This window comes from Candidatus Pelagibacter sp. PS_41 (genome assembly GCF_059417725.1).
Genome location: NZ_CM182062.1, coordinates 1083935 through 1106137, shown reverse-complemented (window position 1 = coordinate 1106137; position 22203 = coordinate 1083935). Strand labels below are relative to the sequence as shown.

The window sequence follows — 22203 nt, the reverse complement described above, 5'->3', positions numbered from 1 at the left end:
AGATTTTATTTTTAAATATTAAGAGTGCTAAGATTTATTATATCTTTATTAATTATAATTTCTTTCAGTAATTTTACATACTCTGGTGAGACAAATTATAATACAGATAATCTTTTTCATGTAGGTCAAATGAATTCTTATGATAAAAATTTTAGTCTTTATTTTAAAACTAGAGAAAAATCTATTTTAGCAAGAGGAGAAAATTTTAATTATGTTACTGATTTTCCCCAGGATCTATATATTTATGACTATAAAACAAAAACTTCATCCCCTTTAATCTCTTATGAATGGTTTCCATCACAAGCTAAATTTTTTTTAGAAGAGTATGATTTTCCAGTTTTTCCAGAGGATTTTGCGTATTACCTACTAAGGGATAACAATACACTAATTATGATTAGTGCAATTAAAAATATCAAAACAAATTTTCAATTTGATATTGCGAATAAGAAATTAAATCAATATTCCTCTACTGGAAAACTAGAATTTATAATTTCATCAGTTGCAAAAAATTGTGGACATTCACATCTACAAGAAAATTATAAATGTAATTATTACAAACCTTTAATTTCTAATAACTTGATTAATTAATATTAATAAAAGCTTCTGCAAACTTTTCTGCATTAAAGATTTGTAAATCATCTTCTTTTTCTCCAAGTCCCAAAGCAATTATTGGTAGCTGATATTTTTTAGCAAGAGCTAATAAAATACCCCCTTTTGCTGTTCCATCTAATTTTGTCATTATTAGACCCGTAACAGGGATAATTTTATTAAATTCCTCTACTTGGTTAATTACATTTTGTCCTGAAGTAGCATCTAAAACCAAAATTACATCATGTGGTGCATTAGGATCTATTTTTTTAGTTACATTAGCAATTTTCTTATATTCTTCCATTAAGTTCTTTTTATTTTGTAATCGTCCAGCTGTATCAATTAACACATGATTAAAACCTTCTTTTAATGCTTCTTCTATAGCCTTGTATGCAACAGAGGCTGGATCAGACCCTTGTGATGATTTAATGATTTGTATATTAATTTTATTCGCCCAGCTTTCTAACTGCTCGATAGCCGCCGCTCTAAATGTGTCACACGCAGAAAACATAACTTTATTTCCGTTAGATTTTAAAATTTTACCTATTTTACCTATGGTTGTGGTTTTACCAACTCCATTAACTCCTGATATTAATACTGCATTGAGTGTTTCTTTCTTATCAAAAAAATTTTGGTTTTCTAATGGTTTCATTAATGTGATTATATAATTTTTAAGAATTAAATTAACCTCATTCATAATATCTTTTTTAGGATTAATTTTTTCTTCAGAAATAATCTTTTTAATTTCTTCGGCTGCAACAAGACCAACATCTGACTGAATTAAGTATTCCTCTATTTGATCTAATGTTTTGTCATCAATTTCTTTTTTGATAATTATATCTCTTAAACCAGAGGTGAAAGTAGATGCACTTTTTTTAAAACCAATTTTAAATTTATCAAAAATTCCCATTATAATTTAATATCTATATCTTGAATATCAGAGACTGGTCCCTTCATAAAAACACTATTTCTTTCGTCAATAAAAATTGTTAGTTTTCCTAGAGCAAACTCAATGTCTAAAGTTTTATCAGCTAGTTGATTTATATTTGCTGCAACAGCAGTTGCACAAGCTGCAGTACCACATGCCTTAGTAAGTCCAGCACCTCTTTCCCAAACTTTAACTTTTATTAGATTTTTATTTATAACTTTTGCAAGAGTAACATTGCATTTTTCTGGAAAAAATTCATGATGTTCAATTTTTGGACCAAGGTTTTTCAAATCAAATTTTTCTATTTCTTCTACAAAAAATATTATATGTGGATTGCCAACATTAACGGCTGTACCCCCAATAAATTTAATATTATTGTCATCTATAATCTCAATTTTCAAATTTTTTGTATTCATTTCTCTAATTAAAGGAATTTCTTGCCAATCTGTTTTTGTTATTCCTATCTCAGTTTCTACCAATTTATTTTCAATGATATTAGATTTTAGTGAACCCGACTCTGTCAAAACTGTTATTTCCTTTTGCCCATTTTCCCTTGATAGGAACTCCGCAACACATCGAGTACCATTTCCGCAGGCTCCAGATATACTGCCATCTGAATTATAAAAAACTAGTTCTGCGTCAGCATCATTTGTTTTATTTTTTTTAATCAAAATTAGCTGATCACATCCAATGAAATTACGATCACATATTTTGATTATTTGATCTTTATTTAAATTTAAGTCCTTTTTTCTTAAATCAATGATAACGAAATCATTGCCTAAACCATCCATTTTAAATGCTTTAATATCCATATATAGATATTTAACTTATTTATTGACTTTTTGTACCTCTATTATAGGTTGTTGCCGTTCCCACAAAAACGTTAAATTTGTGGTGTCTTTGGTAACAAAGAGATCAACACTAGTCAGCGAGGATTCGCCCACTAGTGCAGTACTGCTATGTGTAAAAAAAATGTTTGAAAACTTAACAAATAAATTTGAAGAAATCTTTTCTTCTTTAAAAAAAGCACCATCACTTGATGAAAATCAAGTTGATGAAGGTTTAAGAGCTATTAGACAAGCTCTCTTGGAAGCTGATGTATCGCTTGATGTAGCTAAAGATTTTATAACAAGAGTTAAGCCAAAAGTTTTAGGACAAGAAATAATTAGATCAACCTCTCCGGGGGATATGGTTGTTAAAATTGTTCACGATGAGTTGGTAAGTTTTTTAGGTGAAAGCAACACAGATATTAATTTAAATGCTGTTCCACCAGTTTCGATGATGCTAGTGGGCTTGCAAGGTTCGGGTAAAACTACAACTACTGCAAAATTAGCAAAATACTTAGAAAAAAATAAAAAAAAGAAATTAATGATGGTCAGCCTTGATGTCTACAGACCAGCAGCACAAGAGCAACTTAAATCCTTAGGTGAACAAAACAATATTTTAACTTTACCAATTATTGAAGGACAATTGCCAGCAGATATTTGTAGAAGAGCAGTAAGTGCTGCTAATTTAAATGGGGCAGAAATTATATTATTTGATACAGCAGGAAGGACTCAAATTGATCTTCAGATGATGAGTGAGATTAAACAAATAGAGAGTATAATTAATCCAACAGAAACTTTTTTGGTCGCAGATTCATTAACAGGGCAAGTAGCAGCAGAGGTTGCTAAAGAGTTTAAAAATACCGTGAATTTAACTGGTATTGTTTTGACTAGAGCCGATGGTGATGCAAGAGGTGGAGCTGCACTTAGTATGAAGTATGTCTCTCAAGTTCCAATTAAATTTTTAGGGGTAGGTGAAAAAACAGAAAATTTAGAAGTTTTTCATCCAGATAGAATAGCAAATAGAATATTAGGTATGGGTGATATTGTTTCTCTAGTTGAGAAAGCAGCTGAAGATCTTGGTGAAGAGAACATAAAAAAAGCAGAAGAGAATTTAAAAAAAGGTCAATTTTCGATGGAGGACTATTTAACTCAGCTAAGACAAATGAAAAAAATGGGTGGAATAGAGGGGATAATGTCATTTATGCCAGGTGTTTCTAAGATGAAGGCACAAATGGATACTGCAGGAATTGATGAAAAAATTATTTCTCAAAATGAAGCAATAATTTTATCTATGACGAAAAAAGAAAGAGGAAATCCTAAAATCATTGATGGTTCTAGGAAAAAAAGAATTGCTAATGGCTCTGGAACAGATGCGGCCACTATCAATAAATTGCTTAAGCAATTTAAAATGATGTCTGAAATGATGAAAAAGATGTCAAAAGGAAACCTGAAGGGTATGTCCGATAAAGGAATACCTCCAGAGCTACTAAATCAACTTAAATAATAAAGGAGAAGAAATGTTAAAAATAAGACTATCAAGAGGTGGAACAAAAAAAAGACCAGTTTACAAAGTAGTTGTAGCTGATAGCCGACGTGCAAGAGATGGAAGATTTATTGAGAAGGTAGGATTTTTTAATCCTCTTTTACCAAAAGATAAAAAAGAAAGAGTTGGACTAGAAGCTGAAAGAATTAAATATTGGTTAGGTGAAGGTGCACAACCAACAACTAGAGTTGCAAGAATATTAGGTGAAAATAATTTAATCACAATGCCAGTAAATGGAAGCAATCCTCTTAAAGCGGTTCCAAAAAAAGAAAGAAAAAAAGAAGGTGATGAAGCTCCAAAAGCAGATGCTCCAAAAGCAGATGCTCCTAAAGCAGATGCTCCTAAAGAAGAAGCTCCAAAAGCAGATGCTCCTAAAGCAGATGCTCCTAAAGAAGAAGCTCCAAAAGCAGATGCTCCTAAAGAAGAAGCTCCAAAAGCAGATGCTCCTAAAGCAGATGCTCCAAAAGCAGAGGCAGCTCCTAAAGCAGATGCTCCTAAAGAAGAAGCTCCAAAAGCAGAGGCAGCTCCTAAAGCAGATGCTCCTAAAGAAGAGGCAAAATAGTTTGACTTATGTGGCAAGCTCAAATTTTTACACTTTACCCAGATATTTTTCCCGGTCCTTTAAGCAAGGGGCTTTATGGGAAAGCTTTAGCAAATAAAATCTGGGATTTAAAAGTTGTAAACATAAGAGATGCAGCAGAAGATAAACACAAAACTGTAGATGACACTCCATTTGGAGGTGGTTCTGGAATGTTGCTAAAGGCTGATGTATTAGCAAAATCTATTGATCAAAATAAAAAGGAAGGAGAAAGAATTTTTTATTTATCTCCTAAAGGAAAAAAACTTGATCAAAAATTAGCTTTAGAATTATCAAGAGAAAAATCTGTAAGTTTAATTTGTGGACACTTTGAGGGTGTTGATGAAAGAATATTGTCGACCAGAAATATTGAAGAACTTAGCATTGGTGATTTTATTTTGTCAGGAGGAGAAACGGCTTCATTTGTTGTTTTAGATAGTATTCTAAGATTATTACCTGGCGTTTTGGGAAATGAACAATCAAAAAGTGATGAGAGCTTTGAGAATGGACTTTTAGAGTATCCCCAGTACACAAAACCTCAAATTTGGGAGGAAAAAAGCGTTCCAGATGTGCTATTATCAGGAGATCATAACAAAATTAAAGACTGGCGTTTATCACAATCAGAGGCTATAACACGCGTCCGAAGACCAGATTTATGGGAAAAGTATAAGAAAAACTAATTAAAAATATAGCATTATGAAAACGATTGAAGAAATAAACCAATTTAACGTTAAAAAGATATTAGCAGAAAAAAAGATACCAGAATTTTTTCCTGGCGATGTTATTAAAGTTGGTGTGAGAATTACTGAAGGAAAAAAAGATAGAATTCAGTATTTCGAAGGTGTTTGTATTGCTAGAAAAAATAGAGATCTTAATTCATCATTTACAGTTAGAAAAATTTCATTTGGTGAAGGTGTTGAAAGAACGTTTCCTTTATATGGAACCGTTATTGACTCAATTACTGTAATAAGACATGGAAAAGTTAGAAGAGCTAAATTATATTATTTAAGAGATAGAACAGGTAAATCAGCTAGAATTGCAGAAAAAATTAGAAAAAAAATAGGTATAGAAGTTGATGTTAAGCCTGAAACAGTAACAGAAGAGACTTTAGCACCAGTAGAGACTGTAGAAGCTGAGACTGAAAAACAACCAGAAGTTCAAGTTGAAACAAAAATAGAAAAAACTGAAGAAAAAAAATAATTTTTTTTCAATGCCTTTAACTCTTTACGATAAAATTTGGAATGATCATTTAGTTGATCAGCAGGAGGATGGAACAGCACTACTTTTTGTTGATAGGCATTTAGTCCATGAAGTTACAAGCCCCCAAGCATTTGAAGGATTAAGAAATGCAAATAGAAAAGTAAGACAACCAAGTCTTACCCTAGCTGTTGCAGATCATAATGTTCCAACTACTGATAGATCCAAGGGTATTGCTGATGCAGAGTCAAAAATTCAAGTAGATACCTTGGAAAACAATTGTAAAGAGTTTGGAATTCAATATTTAGGAATGAATGATAAACGACAAGGTATAGTTCATATTATTGGACCAGAGCAAGGATTTACACAACCAGGGACAGTAATTGTTTGTGGAGATAGTCATACAGCAACCCATGGAGCATTTGGAGCCCTAGCTTTTGGTATAGGCACATCTGAAGTTGAACATGTTTTGGCAACTCAAACCTTAGTGCAGAAAAAAGCAAAAAATTTCAGAATAAATGTAAATGGAAAGCTTCCAATTGGTGTGACTTCAAAAGATGTAATTTTACAAATTATAGGTGTTATTGGTACTGCAGGTGGAACAGGATCTGTTATAGAATATTCAGGTAGCCTAATTTCATCCTTAAGTGTTGAGCAAAGAATGACAATTTGCAACATGACAATTGAAGGTGGAGCAAGAGCTGGATTAATAGCCCCAGACGAAAAAATTTTTGAATATTTAAAAGGCAAGCCAATGTCCCCAAAAGATACAGATTGGGATAAAGCTATGAAATATTGGATGAGCTTAAAAACAGATGATGGTGCTAAATTTGATAAAGAAATAAACTTGGTTGCAGAAGATATTCTTCCCATGATTACTTGGGGAACATCTCCTCAAGACGTCATCACTATTGATGGCAAAGTTCCAAACCCACAAAATGAAAAAGATGAGGATAAGAAAAATTCTATAGAAAGATCTTTGAAATATATGGGTTTAAAGGCTGATACATTAGCTACAGATATAAAAATTGATAAAGTTTTTATTGGAAGTTGTACAAATGGTAGAATAGAGGATTTAAGAGAGGCTGCAAAAATATTAAAGGATAAAAAAAAAGCAGCACATGTTCATGCAATGGTTGTTCCAGGATCTGGGTTAGTTAAAGAACAAGCAGAACAAGAAGGGCTTGATAAAATCTTTATAGAGTCAGGATTTGAATGGAGAGAGCCAGGTTGCTCTATGTGTTTAGCCATGAATGCTGATAAATTAAAACCAGAGGAAAGATGCGCATCAACATCAAATAGAAACTTTGAAGGTCGACAAGGAAGAGGTGGGCGTACGCATTTAGTAAGCCCTGGAATGGCAGCTGCTGCAGCCATTTCTGGAAATCTTGATGATGTTAGAAAATATCAAAATTAGAAATGAAAAAATTTAATACACTTAAAAGCATTCCAGCTTATTTACCAATAGTTAATATTGATACAGATATGATTATTCCTAAACAGTTCTTAAAAACAATTAAGAGAACTGGACTTGGTAAAAATTTATTCTTCGAAATGAGGTACGATGATAACGGTAATAGTTTAAAAGATTTTATTTTAAATCAAGAGCCTTACATTCAATCAAAAATATTAATTGCAGGTAAAAATTTTGGCTGTGGGTCATCAAGAGAACATGCGCCCTGGGCATTATTAGATTTTGGAATAACATGTGTGATAAGCTCAAGCTATGCAGATATTTTTTATAATAATTGTTTTAAAAATGGAATTTTGCCAATTACTTTGGAAGAAAATAAAATTAAAGAATTATCTGAATATTCAAAAAGAAAAGAGGAAATAGCAATTGATTTAATGGAAGAGAAAATAATTTTTGGAAATAATGAAATAAGGTTTGATATTGATCCTTTTAAAAAAAAATGCCTATTAGAGGGATTAGATGATATTGCTCTTTCATTAGCAAAAAAAGATAAAATCATGACATTTGAGGAAAATTTAAAAAATACTAAGCCATGGATATTTAATGATTAAAGTAAAAAAAAGAAAAATTTTACTTTTACCAGGGGATGGCATTGGTCCTGAAGTAATTCAGGAAGTGAAAAAAATTATTCAATGGTTAAATTCAAATAAATCTTTGGACTTTGAGATTGATCAAGATTTAGCTGGAGGATGTTCTTACGATAAACATGGAACTCCAATTACAGATGAAGTTTTTTATAAAGCTTTAGAAAGTGAAGTTGTAATGTTAGGAGCTGTTGGTGGTCCAAAGTGGGATAATTTAGATTTTTCTAAAAAACCTGAAAGAGCATTATTGAAATTAAGAAAAGAATTAAAATTATTTGCAAATTTGAGACCAGCAATTTGCTTTGAGCAATTAGTTGATGCATCAACTTTAAAGCCAGAGATTGTATCTGGATTAGATATAATGATTGTAAGAGAATTAACAGGTGGAATTTATTTTGGAGAACCAAGAGGAATTAAACCAATAGAAAATGGAGAAAGAAAAGGCATAAATACTCACACTTATACTACTAGCGAGATAGTTAGAGTGGCTAAAGTTGCCTTCGATTTAGCAAGAAAAAGATCCAACAAAGTTACTTCGTGTGAAAAATCTAACGTGATGGAAGCTGGGCAATTGTGGAAAGAAGAAGTTCAAGAATTACATGACAAAGAATATAAGGATGTAGAACTAAGCCATATGCTTGCAGACAACTGCGCTATGCAGTTATTAAGAAATCCAAAACAATTTGATGTGATTGTTACGGATAATTTGTTTGGAGACATGTTATCTGATCAAGCCTCAATGTTAACTGGTTCGTTAGGTTTGCTGCCATCAGCATCATTAGGAGCTAAAAATAAAGAAGGAGAAATGAGAGCAATGTACGAACCCATTCATGGATCGGCACCTGATATAGCCGGCAAAGGAATTGCTAATCCAATCGCTAGTATTTTAAGTTTTGCAATGGCTTTAAAATATTCTTTGGATTTAGATAAAGAGGCGGAGGCTTTAGAGAAAGCGGTTCAAGATGTACTAAATGACGGCTTAAGAACTAAAGATATTCTATCAGAAGGCACAAAAGAGGTTTCAACTTCTCAAATGGGTGATGCGATAATTTCAAAATTGCAATAATCTATTAATTATTCTAAACTATTTTTATGCCAACCTATTCTGCTCCAGTAGAAGACATGATGTTTCTTTTTGAGAAATTGAGAGACAACAAAAATTACAATGAATTAGAAAAATATAAAGAAGTCAGCTCTGAACTAGTTAAGGATATATTAGAAGAGGCAGCAAAAATAAATCAAAATTTAATTTTACCACTTGCAAAAATAGGAGATGAAAATCCTGCAGTTTTAGAAAATGGAGTAGTAAGAACACCCCCAGGATATAAAGAAGCGTACCAAAAATATATTGAAGATGGTTGGACTTCTTTATCTTGTGATCCAAAATTTGGTGGCCAAGGAATGCCAAAAACTGTAAGTGCATTTTTTGATGAAATGCTCTCTTCTGCAAGCCTATCATTTAAATTATATAGTGAATTAAGTATTGGAGCATACAACTGTATTAATCATCATGCTTCAGATGAAATAAAAAATAGGTATTTACCCAAGATAGTGGAAGGTAAATGGAGTGGCACAATGTGCTTAACAGAACCTGTATGTGGAACTGATTTAGGACTTTTAAAAACAAAAGCAGAAAAACAAAGTGATGGAACTTATAAAATTACTGGTCAGAAAATATTTATTACTTCGGGAGACCAAGATTTGACAGAAAATATTATTCATTTAGTAATTGCTAGAGCAACAGATTCTCCTGCTGGAACCAAGGGTATTAGCTTATTTTTAGTTCCTAAATTTAAAGTAAATGAGGACGGGACTGTTGGCCAACGAAATGGAATATCAACAGGATCCATTGAAAGCAAGATGGGTATTAAAGGTTCTGCTACATGTGTGTTAAATTTTGATCAAGCTACAGGTTTCATGATTGGTAAAAAAGACAAAGGTCTAAATGCAATGTTTACAATGATGAATCTTGAAAGAATAGTTGTTGGTATTCAAGGATTAGGAATTTCTGAAATTGCTTATCAAAACTCACTTGCTTACGCAAAAGAGAGAAAACAAGGTAAAACTAATAATACTAAATCTACTAATGGTGCAGATTTTATAATTGAGCATGCTGATATAAGAAGATCATTATTAAATATGAAATCAATAATAGAGGGTGAGAGAGCCTTATGTTTTTGGTTATCGCAGCAAACTGAAGTTAGTCTGAATCATCCAGATGAAAAAATTCGCCAAGAGGCCTCTGATTTTGTTTCGCTAATGACTCCAGTGGTAAAGTCATTATTTACAGATCTAGGCATGGAAATTACAAATGATGCAATGCAAATTCATGGAGGTTATGGTTATACTAAAGACCAAGGGATAGAACAATTATTTAGAGACAACAGAATAACACCAATATATGAGGGAACAAATTCTGTGCAAGCTGCAGACTTAGTTTTTAGAAAATTATCCAATAAAAATGGAAGTATAATTAATAAATTTTTAGATCTAATAAAATCTGAAACAGATATAGATAACGAAAAAATTAAGCCATTTACTAAGGATTTTGCTCACTATTTAAGCATCTTAACTAAGTTTAGTGAATGGATAAATGAAAAAACAAAATCAGATAAAGACGATGTGAGTGCAGCAGCAAACGATTATTTAAAGACACTTGGGTTTGTGGCAGTTGCTTATGCTTGGATAAAGGTTTTAGATATAAGTTTTAAAAATTACGATGAGAACAAAAACTTTTATGATGATAAAATAAATACGGCAAAATTTTACTTTGATAAAGTTTTACCAAGAGCAGAGCAACATTATAAATCAGCCATATCTGGAAGTTCAAATATAATGAATTTTAAATTTAATTAAAATGAGTCATTACGATACTAATTTAGACAAAAATGCAGCAAACTATGTTCCATTAACACCGATATCTTTTTTGGAAAGAGCAAAAGATGTTTACCCAAATTATGAAGCAATTGTTTACGAAGATCGAAAATATACTTGGGCTGAAGTTTATAAAAGAACCACTAAATTTGCTAGTGCACTCGAAAAAATTGGTGTTAGTAAAGGTGATACCGTTTCGTTTTTAGCTTTTAATACACCAGAAATTTTTGAGGCTCATTATTCAGTTCCTATGATGGGTGCTGTGTTAAACACAATAAATATTAGGCTGGATGCTAATACTATCTCTTATATTTTAAAACATAGTGATGCAAAAGTATTAGTAGTAGATAGACAACTTCACATAGAAGTAAAAAAAGCATTAAGTAAATTGGATAAAAAAATAACTATTATCGACATACATGATAAGTTTGCAGATCAGTCAAAGTTAGAAAAAATTGGCGAACTAGAATATGAAAGCTTCTTAGAAACAGGTGATGATGGTTTTATTTGGAAAAGACCAGAAGATGAGTGGCAAGCTATATCATTAAGTTACACCTCTGGAACAACAGGAAATCCTAAAGGAGTTGTCTATCATCATAGAGGATCATATTTAATGGCAACAGGAAGTGCAGTTGCATGGAATATGCCTAACAGATTAAATTTTTTAACAATTGTTCCAATGTTTCATTGTAATGGCTGGTGCTATCCTTGGACAGTTCCAATGTTAAATGGAAGGACTATTTGTTTAAGAAATATAGATGTTAAAAAGATTTTTGAGTTAATTGATAAATACAATGTTACTCATTTTGGAGGTGCACCAATCGTATTAAATATGATTACGGGTGCTCCAGAAAGTGATCGAAAAAAATTAAAACACAAAGTTCATGTGCTTACCGCAGGAGCGCCACCACCAAGTATAATTTTCAAAAAAATGAAAGAACTTGGTTTTGAAGTAATGCATGTTTATGGTTTAACAGAAACTTATGGTCATGTTACTCAATGCGCTTGGAATAATGATTGGAATGAATTTGATGAAGACAAACAAAATGAAATTAAAGCAAGACAAGGTGTAAGGTACCCTAATCTTGAAGGTGCAACTATTATGGACCCTGAGACGATGAAAGAAGTTCCAAGAGATGGAAAAACAATTGGTGAGATTATGCTTAGAGGTAACGTGGTCATGAAAGGTTATTTTAAGGACAAAGCAGCAACAGATAAAGCTATGGCTGGTGGCTGGTTTCATTCTGGAGATTTAGCGGTCATGCACCCGGACGGTTATGTTAAAATACAAGACAGATCTAAAGATATAATTATTTCTGGAGGAGAAAACATATCTTCAATTGAGATCGAAAATACGCTTTCTAAACATCCATCAGTATCAATTGCTGCTGTTGTTGCTAAGCCTGATGAAAAGTGGGGAGAAGTACCATGTGCATTTATTGAAATGGTTAAAGACAAGCCTACAACTGAAAAAGAATTAATAAGCTTTTGTAAAGAAACTTTGGCTAGTTTTAAGGTTCCTAAACAAGTTGTTTTCTGTGAATTGCCAAAAACTTCTACAGGAAAAATTCAAAAATTTGAGCTTAGAAAAAAATTTTAATTAATTAAAGTGATAGAAAGATAAAGTTTTCTTATTAAAAAATCAATTTAAGCAGTTAGACTTCAGATTAGGCTTTTGGTAACATTAATTAATGAAAAAATTTAAAATTTGTTTAACGCTATCTTTATCTTGGATAGTATTAGTGGGATACCTCGTTTGGGCTAATGGATTACTTGCAAGAGGTACTAAAGATTTTAGGTGGGATGAATGGATATGGTTTGGACTAATTCCTGCAATAGTTCCATATATATTTTATTATATTTGGAAACCAGAGGTTATAAAAGATTTTTTAAATCAAAATAAACAATGAAAATAGAAATCTATACACAAAACTTAAATTTAATATATGAGAATAGCATTTTGTTTATTGATTATTGTTATCAAGGTGTAGTTAATTTAGTTACTTATTTAAATCTTTGATTTTTTTTTATTCATTCTTAATCTTTTCATTAGGTGCTTGCCTTGGAAGCTTCGCAAATGTTTGTATCTATCGTTTACCAAAAAATAAACAGATTGTTAGTGGTCGGTCTTTTTGTCCAAAGTGTAAAAAAAAAATCAATTGGTACGATAATTTACCTTTAATTTCTTTTATCATTTTAAATAATAAATGTAGAAATTGTAAAAGAGTTATTTCATCAAGATACTTTATTGTTGAATTAATAACTGGAATTTCTTTCTTGTTGATTTATTTAAATTTTAAAAATCCTTATACAATTATTTTTTTATCTATTTTAAGTTTAATTTTAATAATGATATTTTTTATCGATTTAGAAAATTTCATTATCCCAGATAGTTTAAATTTTATTGTTATGGGTTTAGCTTTATTAAAAAATTTTCTACCTAATTTTGATACAAGTTTAATTCATGAAATAAACCAATCAATTATTGGCGGTATGGTTGGATATTTAAGTATTTGGCTAATTATTTATTTATATAAAACGTTTAAAAAAATTGATGGTATGGGATTTGGGGATGCAAAATTAATGGCAGGTATTGGCTTATTATTTGGTTGGCAATCTATACCTTTTATTCTTTTTGTTTCATCTATTTTAGGCTTAATTTTTGTAGTCCCATCATTAATTAAAAAACAAAAAACTATGAGAACTGAAATTCCTTTCGGACCCTTTATTATAGCGGCCTGTCTAATCTATTTTGCCCAAGGTGATCTATTATACAGTCTAATATTAGTTTAATTTTTATTATTAAATAGTATTATTAACATGATGTTAAACAAAATTTCAGAGCTTGCAAAAACTAATAAAAAAATTTCCGATTTTCATTTAAGGTCTGGTTCAGATATTTCTTATAGAGCCTTAGGAGACATTGTCATGGAACCTAACAGTCAAGTTGAAGATAAAGATTTACAAGAATTATTAAAGAATAACTGTTCAGCAGATGAAATTAAAAAGTTTGAAGTAAAAAATGAATTAGATACCGCAGTTATGTTAGGTGAACTAAGGTTTAGAGCTAACTTTTTTAAAACTTTAAATGGTTTAGCTGCAGTTTTAAGAAGAGTGGAGACAAAAATTCCCCTAATGGAAGATTTAAACCTTCCTCAAGTATTGTTCACTTTACTTGATGCCCATAAAGGTTTGGTATTAGTTACAGGTCCAACAGGGTCTGGAAAATCTACAACTTTAGCAGCAATTATTAATCAGATAAACGAGTCGAGACCCTCAAATATAATTACAATTGAAGATCCTGTGGAATTTATTCACAAAGATAAAAAAAGTATAGTCTCTCAAAGGGAAGTTGGAAAACAAACAGAGAGTTTTTCTCATGCATTAAAAGCAGCTTTAAGAGAAGATCCAGATGTAATTCTTGTTGGAGAACTTAGAGATCTTGAAACTATAGGTATGGCATTAACTGCTGCTGAAACAGGTCACTTAGTTTTTGGAACATTGCATACAAGTGGTGCGCCCAATACTGTGAATAGAATTATCGATGTCTTTCCACCTGAACAACAGGGTCAAATAAGAGCACAACTTGCAGAGTCTTTAAAGATGGTTGTCACTCAAAAGTTATTCAAAAAGAAAGATGGTTCAGGCAGAGTTGGGGCTTTTGAAATTATGATTTGTAATCCACCCATTAAAAATTTAATTCGTGAAGCAAAAATTCATCAAATTCCAAGCGTTATGCAAACGGGTCAACGTGAAGGGATGGTTACGATGGAAAAATCAATTGATGAATTAATTAGTGGAGGTATCATCTCAAGTGCAGAAAAAAATTCTTAAAGGTTTTACTTTAATTGAATTATTAGTTGTGATGGCAATAATTAGTATTTTATCAGGAGTGGGTGTAGTGGCTTATAATGGCTATACTTCAGCTGCCAAAGATGTTGCTACAAAAGCTAATCACACAAAAATTGTAAATAACATGGAAAGTGAGTTTGCCAAATGCAAATTAGATAAAAGCTCTAAAATATTTAATTCTCATAAATGTGATTCATCTAATCGTCCATCAACAGCAACTATCAATAATTATGTTAATAGTTTAGGCCTTAAAAACCCTTATGATAAAACTCAAAAAGTTGCACAATCAAATGTTTGTACATCTGGATCTATTGCAATTACTGAAAAAGAAGTAGGCTCATATGATGTTGCTTATGCATCAGTTAAAAAACAAAAAAAAAACACTTCATTAGTAAGCTCTGGTTGGTCAGAAAATTATTCTAAAACTAAAACTACTTCTGTTGCTTACACTTGTGCTTCTGCCTCAAATTCTAATAAACCAAAGAATAGTCTTGCAGAATATAAGCCACCTAATCCTGGTTCAGGAGCGGGTATTATTGTTGATAAAGATGGTAATATTGTTCAAAATGGAGCGCACGCATGTAGTGCTGACTGTTTTAAAACAGATTCAGCTGGGATGAAGAATTGGTACACTTATATTAATGGACAAAAAGTTTATCCAAATAGAAGTGGCAGTCCATATAGGTTTGTAATGTTTGAAGGTGCTAGTCCATCTGGAAATATAGCTTCAAAATGTGGCGGTGGGAATTGTAAGTACAATTTTGCTGATGATACTTATACAGATCTAGGAAATGGCCAGATCTACAAAGCAGGGGAATAGATAAAATTTCAATGCAACTGATAAGTAATAAAAAAGGTTTTACAATTTTAGAGCTTTTAGTTGTTCTAGCCGTTATGGGTGTTTTTACTGCAATAGCTTATCCAAATATATCTAGTTGGATCACTGATCGTGAAGTAAAAAAAGAAGTTTATGAAACTGTTACCTTTATAAAAGAGCGTAAAGCTGAAGTTACTAGTGGAAAATATGGAATGACCCAAATTGTTTTACAACCAAATTTAGAAGTTTATACGATGAGCCCCCAAAATTTTTTTAACACATATCAAAATATTTCTTCAAGTAGTTCGTATAAAACAAATAAACAGTGCGACTATGCATCGAGGCAATCAGGATTTACAAGAAACTCAAGTTTAGAAACAATTAGTTTTCCAATCAATGTTAGTGAGGTTCAGGTTTATCCTAATGGTGCACACAATCCATCAGCTACGTACCTTTGTATTACAAAAGATGCGAGTATTAAATTTATGCAATTAAGAAAAACTGATAGAGATCCAGATACAAATCAAAATGTTGATATGTTTGTTTTTTGTTCAAATTCAAACACTACCCAAAGTACTTGTAAATTTGATGCAAATTATGATTTTATGTACAAGCTGAACATTGATAATTTTCAAAATATAAAAGTTTATAAAAAAAACAAAAAGAAAAACAGCTGGATAAAAATTGATGGATAAATCAAACAGAGGTATTTCAATAATAGAATCTATGGTTTGTATGGTGGTAATTGGGATTGGGTTTATTGCCATAATGCAGCTTTCAGCCTTTTCAATTAATTCTATGGATCGAGCAACTGAAAAAAATAAACTTAATTATTTATCTGAAATGGTGATGGAGGATATGATCGGTGATCCTGATAATGTTACTAGTTATGGAGGTTTTATAAAGACGTGTTCTCATAGTCTTAATAATGGTTCAAACCTTTATCAAAAAATGCAAGACAAATGGAGAAATAGACTTGAAGAAAAAAATCAAATTAGAATAAATAATAAAGATAAAAAGATGCCATGTGATAATTTGGATACCAAAAAGATATTTGTTGATCCTGGAGCCAATACATCAGGAAAAGTTAATTTTTTTACTAGAAAAGGTAAACAAAAAAAATATTTAGGAGTTGTAGTTAAATGAGAAGTAAAAACTCTGGATTTACTTTAGCGGAACTTTTGGTGTCAATTGTAATTGGTGCTATCAGTATTGCTGCAGCATTTGCATCTTATAATTATTTTAATAAATCATATAAATCAGTTTCTCAAAAAGCTGCAATTAATAGTGCAGCAAGAGATGCCCTTACAGTTATAGCAAGAGATTTGAGAAATGCAGGTTACATAGACATAAATTTTACAAGAGATTCACGTCCTGAAACAAAATTGATTAATCTTAAACAAAAATCTTTAGATAATTTAGATGAATTAGCAGTTTGGTATACAACAGCACCAAATGATCGAATGAGTGTTTATTATACTCCAATGAAATATCAAAATAGCAATAAAATGTATCTTGCAAGAGAAGTTGTAATGAACCCAGTGACAGTTGGAACAGTTATATATGATAACATAGAGTTTGTTCCTAATATCGTAGATTTTCAAGTTGTCTTCAAAGATAAGGAAGGAAATGAACTTTATCCCGTCTGTGATGATTGTGGCCCAATAGAAAATTCACAAGGTTCAAATCAAACGGTTGGTGCTTATACCAAAGGACAAGCTAATATGAAAAAGGTTCATAAAGCTGAAATATATTTAACAATTGAATCGGCTAAAGAAGTTTTTAATACCAAACAAGAAACGATAATTAGAAATCATGAAATGCCTTATGGAAACGACTTAACATTTAATGATAAATATTATCGTGAAACTTTTTTTGTAAGCGTGCATACAAGAAATTTAGCAAAACACATTGCTATATCAGAACAAACAGGAACTAGTATTGGAGTATCATCAACTTATAACTAATGAGAAATAGATTTAAACATAGTGAAAAAGGATTTGCTCTTCCATTAGCATTGTTATTATTGGTTGTTATGACAATAATGGGAGCTACCTTAGTTACAATTTCATCTAATGAGCATAATGCTAATAACGATAAAGATAGCAACCAACAGGCATTTTATGCTGCTGAAAGTGGAATTTCTGTTGCTAAGAATTGGATGGTAGGAAATGTTAATAAATTCTCTTCTACACCACCAAACAATTTAGATAGTAAACTTAGGTTTTGTAAAGCATCTTTTTTTCCTAATTTAATAAGTTCGAATAATGGATTTCACACCGAAAGAAAATCATTGAATGAACCCGATGTAATCACCGCGTCAGGTGATGAAGCAACAAGATTAAGCAAATATAGTTTTGAATATTTTATAGCTTATACTCCTGGTGGTAATGGGAACAATTCAGCATTTATAAAAAAAACAGGTACAAATAACACTCTGTACACGATTTATTCATGTGGCTGTAATGAATCTAAAGATAAATGTAACGCCCAAAGTAATATTATAATTCCCTTAGAGGCCGTGGTAACCTTAGTTAATTAATGAATAAATTTATAGTTTATATATTTGGATTTTTTTTCTTAGCGCAAGCAAATGCATTAGCTTGTAATTTTAAAATAACAAATTTTGGAAGTCCTAAAGAAAGTATAAAAATTGAAGAACTTGTACCTGTAGTAATGCCTGATCGTTTTGGAGGAGAACAATTAATTATTCCAATGCAGGAGCTTTGTAAGAACGATAAAAGTTTATATGGAACAAGTGTTATTCATTTATATATAGAAAACAAACTTAATAGAATTCAACTTTATAGGCCTAACATGGATGATAGTAAGTTGATGGATTATGCTATGGGTAAATATGGTAGTTTCAATCTTCCTGAAGGGGTTCCAAAATCAAGATGGCGAGGCAGTTATGTTTGGGAGTCTGGAAATGATAGTATTGAATACATTAAAACAGATATTCATGATGGTCATGCAGAAATTATAAATATAGTAAGTAAACTTTACTCTGTTGGTATGGCAGATTATGATTCAAAGGTGGGGGAATGGCTAGACTCTCAACAGTAATCATCTTTTTATTCTTATTTTTATTTAGCTTTCAAGCACAAGCTAAGAGCCCTCCGCCAGGGACTGGAACCACAGATATTCCAGCAAACATTTTAATTATGTTGGATAAGTCTGGAAGTATGAGGGATGCATTAGCCAGTAACACAGTAACACAATATCCGATAGACGTTGCAGCAGATAGTTCAGGAAATGTTTATGTTTTGGAGTATGCAAATAATAGAATTAAGGTTTTTGATAGCGCAGGAACATTTCTTAGAAGTTTTGGAGGTTATGGATCTGGTTGTAATCAATGGAAATATGCAAGGCAATTTACAATTTTTAATGATCAAGTTTATTTAGCAGACCTGCAAGGCAATAGAGTTTTAAAGCTTAGTTTAACTGGTCAATGTATTGGTAGTGGTTTCACTTATTTCACTAGACCATTTGGAATTGCTGTTAATAGTAATTATGTTTTTGTCGGAAATTATGGCAATACAATTGAAACACTTGCGACAGGTAACTTAGCTCGAACTGGCTATCAAAATGTTGCTGGTGGTGTCAATTTATCCATCGGTATGTCTTTAAATAGTGCTGGAAATAAACTGATAGTAGCATCTTTTTTTAACCATAAAGTTTTTGAATTTACAGTATCTGGAAATAATCTTACCTATGTTAACGCAGCTGGCACTTCACAATCTTCAGCGAATGGATCTTTCAATAGACCCGTAGACGCAGCTTATGATAGTAGTGGAAATATATATGTTGTAGAACGAGATAATGACAGAATACAAAAATTTAATTCGTCTTTAGTTTACCAAGCAAAACAAGGATCATTTTCTAGAACGTCGGCATTTTATAATCCTTATGGAATGTTTATAGATAGTAGTGATAATATCTATGTTGCAGATTTTACTAATCAGACTACTAGAAAATTTAACACTAGTTTAAGTCAAACAGCAACATTTGGAGGAAAATCAGGAACAAAATTGTCTAGTGCTAAGAAAGTAATCAAGCAAATAGTTTCTGATACCAATCTAACAGCTGGAGCAAATTTTGGTTTAATGGAATGGAGTTCTAGTGCCAATATAAGAGTTGGAATTACAAATAATGGAGCTCGATTCATTTATTCAAATGTAGATGGTATTAGTGCAAATGGTGGAACCAACCTTGCTAGAGCTATGAGGACTGCAAGAGATTATTTTAGAAGTGGCGTGGTTGATAATTGGGATTTAACCTGTTCTTTAAATTTTCTAATAGTAATAAGTGATGGATATTGGCAATCAAACAACGAAGTAGTTACTGTTGCTAATCAAATCAGAAATGTAGATAACATTCAAACTTTTGCTGTAGGTTATGCTTTAGGTGGATCTAATAGTAATTATTCTGCATTAGCAACTGCTGGAGGAACTACAAACCCTCTTTATGCAGAAAATGAAACAGAACTGCTTGCAAAAATAACAGATGCAATTAAACAAGCTATCTCAGGTCGACTAACCTTTACTACTCCTGCAGTAATGTCCGATGTAAGTAGGAATAATTTTATCTATCAATCGACATTTGAATATGCATCAGACAAACAATGGGAAGGAAGTTTGAAAAAGTATCAATTAAATACTGATGGTACTTTTGGTTCAGCTTTGTGGGATGCAGCAGATAAATTAAATTCTAAAACCTCATCTACAAGAAATATATGGACTCCAGTAATTGGTACTGGCTTAAATAATTTTACAACAGCTAACAGAGATCTTTTAAAATCAAAAATGTTTCCTAATATAACACCAACAGATACCGAAGTTGATAATTTAATAAACTTTATTAGAGGTATAGATACTTATGATCAAGATGCAGATAATAATAAAACAGAGTCTATACATAAGCTTGCAGATATTTATCATTCTGATTTAATTGTAGTTGCAAATCCAGAAGCATCAGCAGTTGAAGATAATACTGCTAATTTTCAGAAAAAAGACTCATATTATAGATTACAGAATAATTATAATAATTTTAAAAGTGGAGCAACTTGTGGCGGGCCATGCGCTAATAGAGCAGAAATTGTTTATGCTGGAGCCAATAATGGTATCCTTCATGCATTTAAAGCATCAGATGGCGAAGAGTTGTGGGGATATATTCCACCAAATGTTTTAGGTGTCCTCGAAAAGATCCCATCTAGCAAGGCTAATTCGACAAATGCTATTTATGGTATAGATGGTTCTCCAGTCGCTAAAGATATTTATTTTGATGATACTCCAAATGATGGCAAAGATAATCCAAGATGGCGAACAATTCTTTTAAGTGGGCTTGGTGCAGGTGGAAAAGGTATGTTTGCACTTGATGTTACAGATCCAAATAGTCCTACTCATTTATTTGCTTTTAACAATGATGAAACTAATAAATTTGTTCAACATTGGGATGCTAATGCGACTAAATTTGAATTTGCTTATGTAGGTGGAAATATTTCTCCAGAATATGATTATAGTAAGTTAGGAGAAACCTGGTCAACTCCACGAATTATTAGAATTAAAGTTGATGGTAAGGATAGATGGGTTGCAGTGTTTGGTGGAGGATACAATGGTGGTGTCAATCCTAATATTGGTTCTGCTGTATTTGTAATAGATTTAGAAAATGAAGGAAAAGTATTAAAAGTAATTGATATAGAGGATAAAGCTGCACAAGCATATAGCTGGTCAAATCCTAGCGTTTTTAAAAGAACTAGTCGTTTAACTGATAATAATACTAAGTGGAAAGAATACGGTTATAATGGTGGTTATGGAGTATGTTTTGACCCTTCAAAAGGTGAAACTATGACACTTGAGCTTACACCTTCAGTTGGTTACACAATAACTTACTCTAACAACAACACTGGATCAACAGCTATCACAAATGGTGTAGGAACAGATAATGACTGTGTAGAATATATAACTTTTGACGAGCCTTGGCCAAATACTAGAGATGGAGGTCCTCCTAAACCTGATTATGGATCACTCTTATTTAAAAGACATTTAAACGATGTAGTTAATTCATTGCCTGCAGATTTAAGTGTCATTACCGCAGATGGTACTAATAAAGCAAATTATAATGGAGCATTAATTTATGCAACAGACTTAGAGGGTAAAATAACCAAAATTGATTTAACAGAGAACTTTGTTATGGATACTGATCAAAATAGCTCTACCTATAATTCAATTATACGTTCAGATGTATCAGATAAAGAAATACATCAAACTACTTTGTTTACAGCTGAAGCCACTTCTGCAAATGGAAGGAATATTTTTACAAGACCAGAGGTTACAATTAACAGTGATAACAATTTATGGTTATATTTTGGAACTGGAAACACTCAAAAGCTTCAAGCACAATCAAGTCAGATACAAAATAGAATTTATGGCATAAAAGATGTGAACTTTCCAAATTTTGTGGAAGTTAATCCAACCGGTAATGTTTCAATGTGCAAAACAGCACCTACATGTCCATCTGGTACTGATTTAGGCTGGTATGTTAACCTTGATAATGCAAAAAAATTAACTGCTGAACCAACAGTTGATAGAGATAGGGTATATTTCCCGTTATACGAGCCAAGCTCTATAAATAACAAGTGTAGTATAGGCAGCGCTTATTTTACAGCATATGACACAAATTGTGGCAATTCATTACTTAATGTTAATATGGGTAAAGGAGTACTCTCAAAAGTTGTAAAACAGGGTGACAACCTATATATTGGTCTATCCGGGGAAGCTAAAAATAATATTGATGGATTTACAGCAAAAGACAACCTAATTACTGGTAAATCTAAAGCACAAGAAATTTCAGGCGCAGTTCAGCTTGAAAGCTGGAAAGAAAATTATTAAAATCAAAAAAGTCTAACACAAATACTATTTACTCTAACACAAATTATGTAAA

The 22203-nt window shown here is 31.8% G+C and carries 22 protein-coding genes; 20 read left to right on the top strand and 2 right to left on the bottom strand.

Annotated features, from left to right (window positions below):
• The first annotated feature begins 24 nt into the window (after positions 1–24).
• Positions 25–588 (top strand): hypothetical protein, encoded by a 564-nt coding sequence (locus AC5SL8_RS06010; protein WP_494579677.1) that lies wholly within the window; start codon positions 25–27, stop codon positions 586–588.
• On the opposite strand, the gene ftsY is transcribed toward AC5SL8_RS06010, so the two are convergent.
• Positions 581–1498: a signal recognition particle-docking protein FtsY gene (gene ftsY, locus AC5SL8_RS06005; protein WP_494579675.1), complete on the bottom strand. Its 918-nt coding sequence runs from the start codon at positions 1496–1498 to the stop codon at positions 581–583. The genes AC5SL8_RS06010 and ftsY overlap by 8 nt on opposite strands.
• The gene (gene dapF, locus AC5SL8_RS06000; protein ID WP_494579674.1) at positions 1498–2328 is read right to left on the bottom strand and encodes a diaminopimelate epimerase; all 831 of its coding nucleotides are present in this window, start codon (positions 2326–2328) and stop codon (positions 1498–1500) included. The genes ftsY and dapF overlap by 1 nt, the downstream gene beginning before the upstream one ends.
• A 160-nt stretch (positions 2329–2488) precedes the next feature.
• Between dapF and ffh the strand changes: the two genes are divergently transcribed.
• From ffh to AC5SL8_RS05905, 19 genes are all read left to right on the top strand, one after another.
• On the top strand, positions 2489–3847 hold the full coding sequence (gene ffh / locus AC5SL8_RS05995) for a signal recognition particle protein (protein ID WP_494573048.1): 1359 nt from the start codon (positions 2489–2491) through the stop codon (positions 3845–3847).
• Between the two features lie 13 nt (positions 3848–3860).
• Positions 3861–4448 (top strand): 30S ribosomal protein S16, encoded by a 588-nt coding sequence (gene rpsP / locus AC5SL8_RS05990; RefSeq protein WP_494579672.1) that lies wholly within the window; start codon positions 3861–3863, stop codon positions 4446–4448.
• 8 nt (positions 4449–4456) lie between these two features.
• Positions 4457–5143, top strand: coding sequence for a tRNA (guanosine(37)-N1)-methyltransferase TrmD (gene trmD / locus AC5SL8_RS05985; RefSeq protein ID WP_494573046.1), 687 nt, complete (start codon positions 4457–4459; stop codon positions 5141–5143).
• 16 nt (positions 5144–5159) lie between these two features.
• Positions 5160–5663 (top strand): 50S ribosomal protein L19, encoded by a 504-nt coding sequence (rplS, locus tag AC5SL8_RS05980; RefSeq protein WP_494579670.1) that lies wholly within the window; start codon positions 5160–5162, stop codon positions 5661–5663.
• A gap of 10 nt (positions 5664–5673) precedes the next feature.
• Positions 5674–7077: a 3-isopropylmalate dehydratase large subunit gene (gene leuC / locus AC5SL8_RS05975; protein WP_494579668.1), complete on the top strand. Its 1404-nt coding sequence runs from the start codon at positions 5674–5676 to the stop codon at positions 7075–7077.
• Between the two features lie 2 nt (positions 7078–7079).
• The gene (leuD, locus tag AC5SL8_RS05970; RefSeq protein WP_494579666.1) at positions 7080–7685 is read left to right on the top strand and encodes a 3-isopropylmalate dehydratase small subunit; all 606 of its coding nucleotides are present in this window, start codon (positions 7080–7082) and stop codon (positions 7683–7685) included.
• On the top strand, positions 7678–8784 hold the full coding sequence (leuB, locus tag AC5SL8_RS05965; protein ID WP_490039839.1) for a 3-isopropylmalate dehydrogenase: 1107 nt from the start codon (positions 7678–7680) through the stop codon (positions 8782–8784). Before leuD ends, leuB begins: the two co-directional genes overlap by 8 nt.
• Before the next feature lie 26 nt (positions 8785–8810).
• Positions 8811–10574, top strand: coding sequence for an acyl-CoA dehydrogenase family protein (locus AC5SL8_RS05960; protein WP_494579664.1), 1764 nt, complete (start codon positions 8811–8813; stop codon positions 10572–10574).
• Between the two features lies 1 nt (position 10575).
• Entirely contained in the window at positions 10576–12192 is a 1617-nt protein-coding gene (locus tag AC5SL8_RS05955) for an acyl-CoA synthetase (RefSeq protein ID WP_494579662.1), read from the top strand.
• Positions 12193–12283: 91 nt separating this feature from the next.
• The gene (locus tag AC5SL8_RS05950) at positions 12284–12502 is read left to right on the top strand and encodes a hypothetical protein (RefSeq protein ID WP_297682570.1); all 219 of its coding nucleotides are present in this window, start codon (positions 12284–12286) and stop codon (positions 12500–12502) included.
• A 106-nt stretch (positions 12503–12608) separates the two neighbouring features.
• The gene (locus tag AC5SL8_RS05945; RefSeq protein ID WP_297682568.1) at positions 12609–13385 is read left to right on the top strand and encodes a prepilin peptidase; all 777 of its coding nucleotides are present in this window, start codon (positions 12609–12611) and stop codon (positions 13383–13385) included.
• A gap of 30 nt (positions 13386–13415) precedes the next feature.
• On the top strand, positions 13416–14426 hold the full coding sequence (locus tag AC5SL8_RS05940) for a type IV pilus twitching motility protein PilT (RefSeq protein WP_494580804.1): 1011 nt from the start codon (positions 13416–13418) through the stop codon (positions 14424–14426).
• Entirely contained in the window at positions 14407–15264 is an 858-nt protein-coding gene (locus tag AC5SL8_RS05935) for a prepilin-type N-terminal cleavage/methylation domain-containing protein (RefSeq protein ID WP_494579660.1), read from the top strand. The genes AC5SL8_RS05940 and AC5SL8_RS05935 overlap by 20 nt, the downstream gene beginning before the upstream one ends.
• A gap of 11 nt (positions 15265–15275) precedes the next feature.
• A complete protein-coding gene (locus AC5SL8_RS05930) occupies positions 15276–15956 on the top strand; it encodes a pilus assembly FimT family protein (RefSeq protein WP_494579659.1) in 681 nt (226 codons plus the stop codon).
• The gene (locus AC5SL8_RS05925; RefSeq protein WP_494579657.1) at positions 15949–16407 is read left to right on the top strand and encodes a type IV pilus modification PilV family protein; all 459 of its coding nucleotides are present in this window, start codon (positions 15949–15951) and stop codon (positions 16405–16407) included. Before AC5SL8_RS05930 ends, AC5SL8_RS05925 begins: the two co-directional genes overlap by 8 nt.
• Entirely contained in the window at positions 16404–17228 is an 825-nt protein-coding gene (locus AC5SL8_RS05920; RefSeq protein WP_494579655.1) for a PilW family protein, read from the top strand. The genes AC5SL8_RS05925 and AC5SL8_RS05920 overlap by 4 nt, the downstream gene beginning before the upstream one ends.
• Entirely contained in the window at positions 17228–17803 is a 576-nt protein-coding gene (locus AC5SL8_RS05915) for a pilus assembly PilX family protein (protein WP_494579653.1), read from the top strand. Before AC5SL8_RS05920 ends, AC5SL8_RS05915 begins: the two co-directional genes overlap by 1 nt.
• Positions 17803–18327: a hypothetical protein gene (locus AC5SL8_RS05910; protein ID WP_494579652.1), complete on the top strand. Its 525-nt coding sequence runs from the start codon at positions 17803–17805 to the stop codon at positions 18325–18327. Before AC5SL8_RS05915 ends, AC5SL8_RS05910 begins: the two co-directional genes overlap by 1 nt.
• Positions 18306–22151: a PilC/PilY family type IV pilus protein gene (locus AC5SL8_RS05905; protein ID WP_494579651.1), complete on the top strand. Its 3846-nt coding sequence runs from the start codon at positions 18306–18308 to the stop codon at positions 22149–22151. The genes AC5SL8_RS05910 and AC5SL8_RS05905 overlap by 22 nt, the downstream gene beginning before the upstream one ends.
• The last annotated feature ends 52 nt before the right edge of the window (positions 22152–22203 follow it).

Coding starts and splice junctions, on each gene's coding strand:
- AC5SL8_RS05940 (WP_494580804.1), top strand. CDS start 13,416: ATGTTAAACAAAATTTCAGAGCTTGCAAAAACTAATAAAAAAATTTCC.
- rpsP (WP_494579672.1), top strand. CDS start 3,861: ATGTTAAAAATAAGACTATCAAGAGGTGGAACAAAAAAAAGACCAGTT.
- leuB (WP_490039839.1), top strand. CDS start 7,678: ATGATTAAAGTAAAAAAAAGAAAAATTTTACTTTTACCAGGGGATGGC.
- trmD (WP_494573046.1), top strand. CDS start 4,457: ATGTGGCAAGCTCAAATTTTTACACTTTACCCAGATATTTTTCCCGGT.
- AC5SL8_RS05910 (WP_494579652.1), top strand. CDS start 17,803: ATGAATAAATTTATAGTTTATATATTTGGATTTTTTTTCTTAGCGCAA.
- AC5SL8_RS05905 (WP_494579651.1), top strand. CDS start 18,306: ATGGCTAGACTCTCAACAGTAATCATCTTTTTATTCTTATTTTTATTT.
- AC5SL8_RS05930 (WP_494579659.1), top strand. CDS start 15,276: ATGCAACTGATAAGTAATAAAAAAGGTTTTACAATTTTAGAGCTTTTA.
- rplS (WP_494579670.1), top strand. CDS start 5,160: ATGAAAACGATTGAAGAAATAAACCAATTTAACGTTAAAAAGATATTA.
- dapF (WP_494579674.1), bottom strand. CDS start 2,328: ATGGATATTAAAGCATTTAAAATGGATGGTTTAGGCAATGATTTCGTT.
- AC5SL8_RS05960 (WP_494579664.1), top strand. CDS start 8,811: ATGCCAACCTATTCTGCTCCAGTAGAAGACATGATGTTTCTTTTTGAG.
- leuC (WP_494579668.1), top strand. CDS start 5,674: ATGCCTTTAACTCTTTACGATAAAATTTGGAATGATCATTTAGTTGAT.
- AC5SL8_RS05955 (WP_494579662.1), top strand. CDS start 10,576: ATGAGTCATTACGATACTAATTTAGACAAAAATGCAGCAAACTATGTT.
- AC5SL8_RS05915 (WP_494579653.1), top strand. CDS start 17,228: ATGAGAAATAGATTTAAACATAGTGAAAAAGGATTTGCTCTTCCATTA.
- AC5SL8_RS05920 (WP_494579655.1), top strand. CDS start 16,404: ATGAGAAGTAAAAACTCTGGATTTACTTTAGCGGAACTTTTGGTGTCA.
- leuD (WP_494579666.1), top strand. CDS start 7,080: ATGAAAAAATTTAATACACTTAAAAGCATTCCAGCTTATTTACCAATA.
- ffh (WP_494573048.1), top strand. CDS start 2,489: ATGTTTGAAAACTTAACAAATAAATTTGAAGAAATCTTTTCTTCTTTA.
- AC5SL8_RS05950 (WP_297682570.1), top strand. CDS start 12,284: ATGAAAAAATTTAAAATTTGTTTAACGCTATCTTTATCTTGGATAGTA.
- ftsY (WP_494579675.1), bottom strand. CDS start 1,498: ATGGGAATTTTTGATAAATTTAAAATTGGTTTTAAAAAAAGTGCATCT.
- AC5SL8_RS05925 (WP_494579657.1), top strand. CDS start 15,949: ATGGATAAATCAAACAGAGGTATTTCAATAATAGAATCTATGGTTTGT.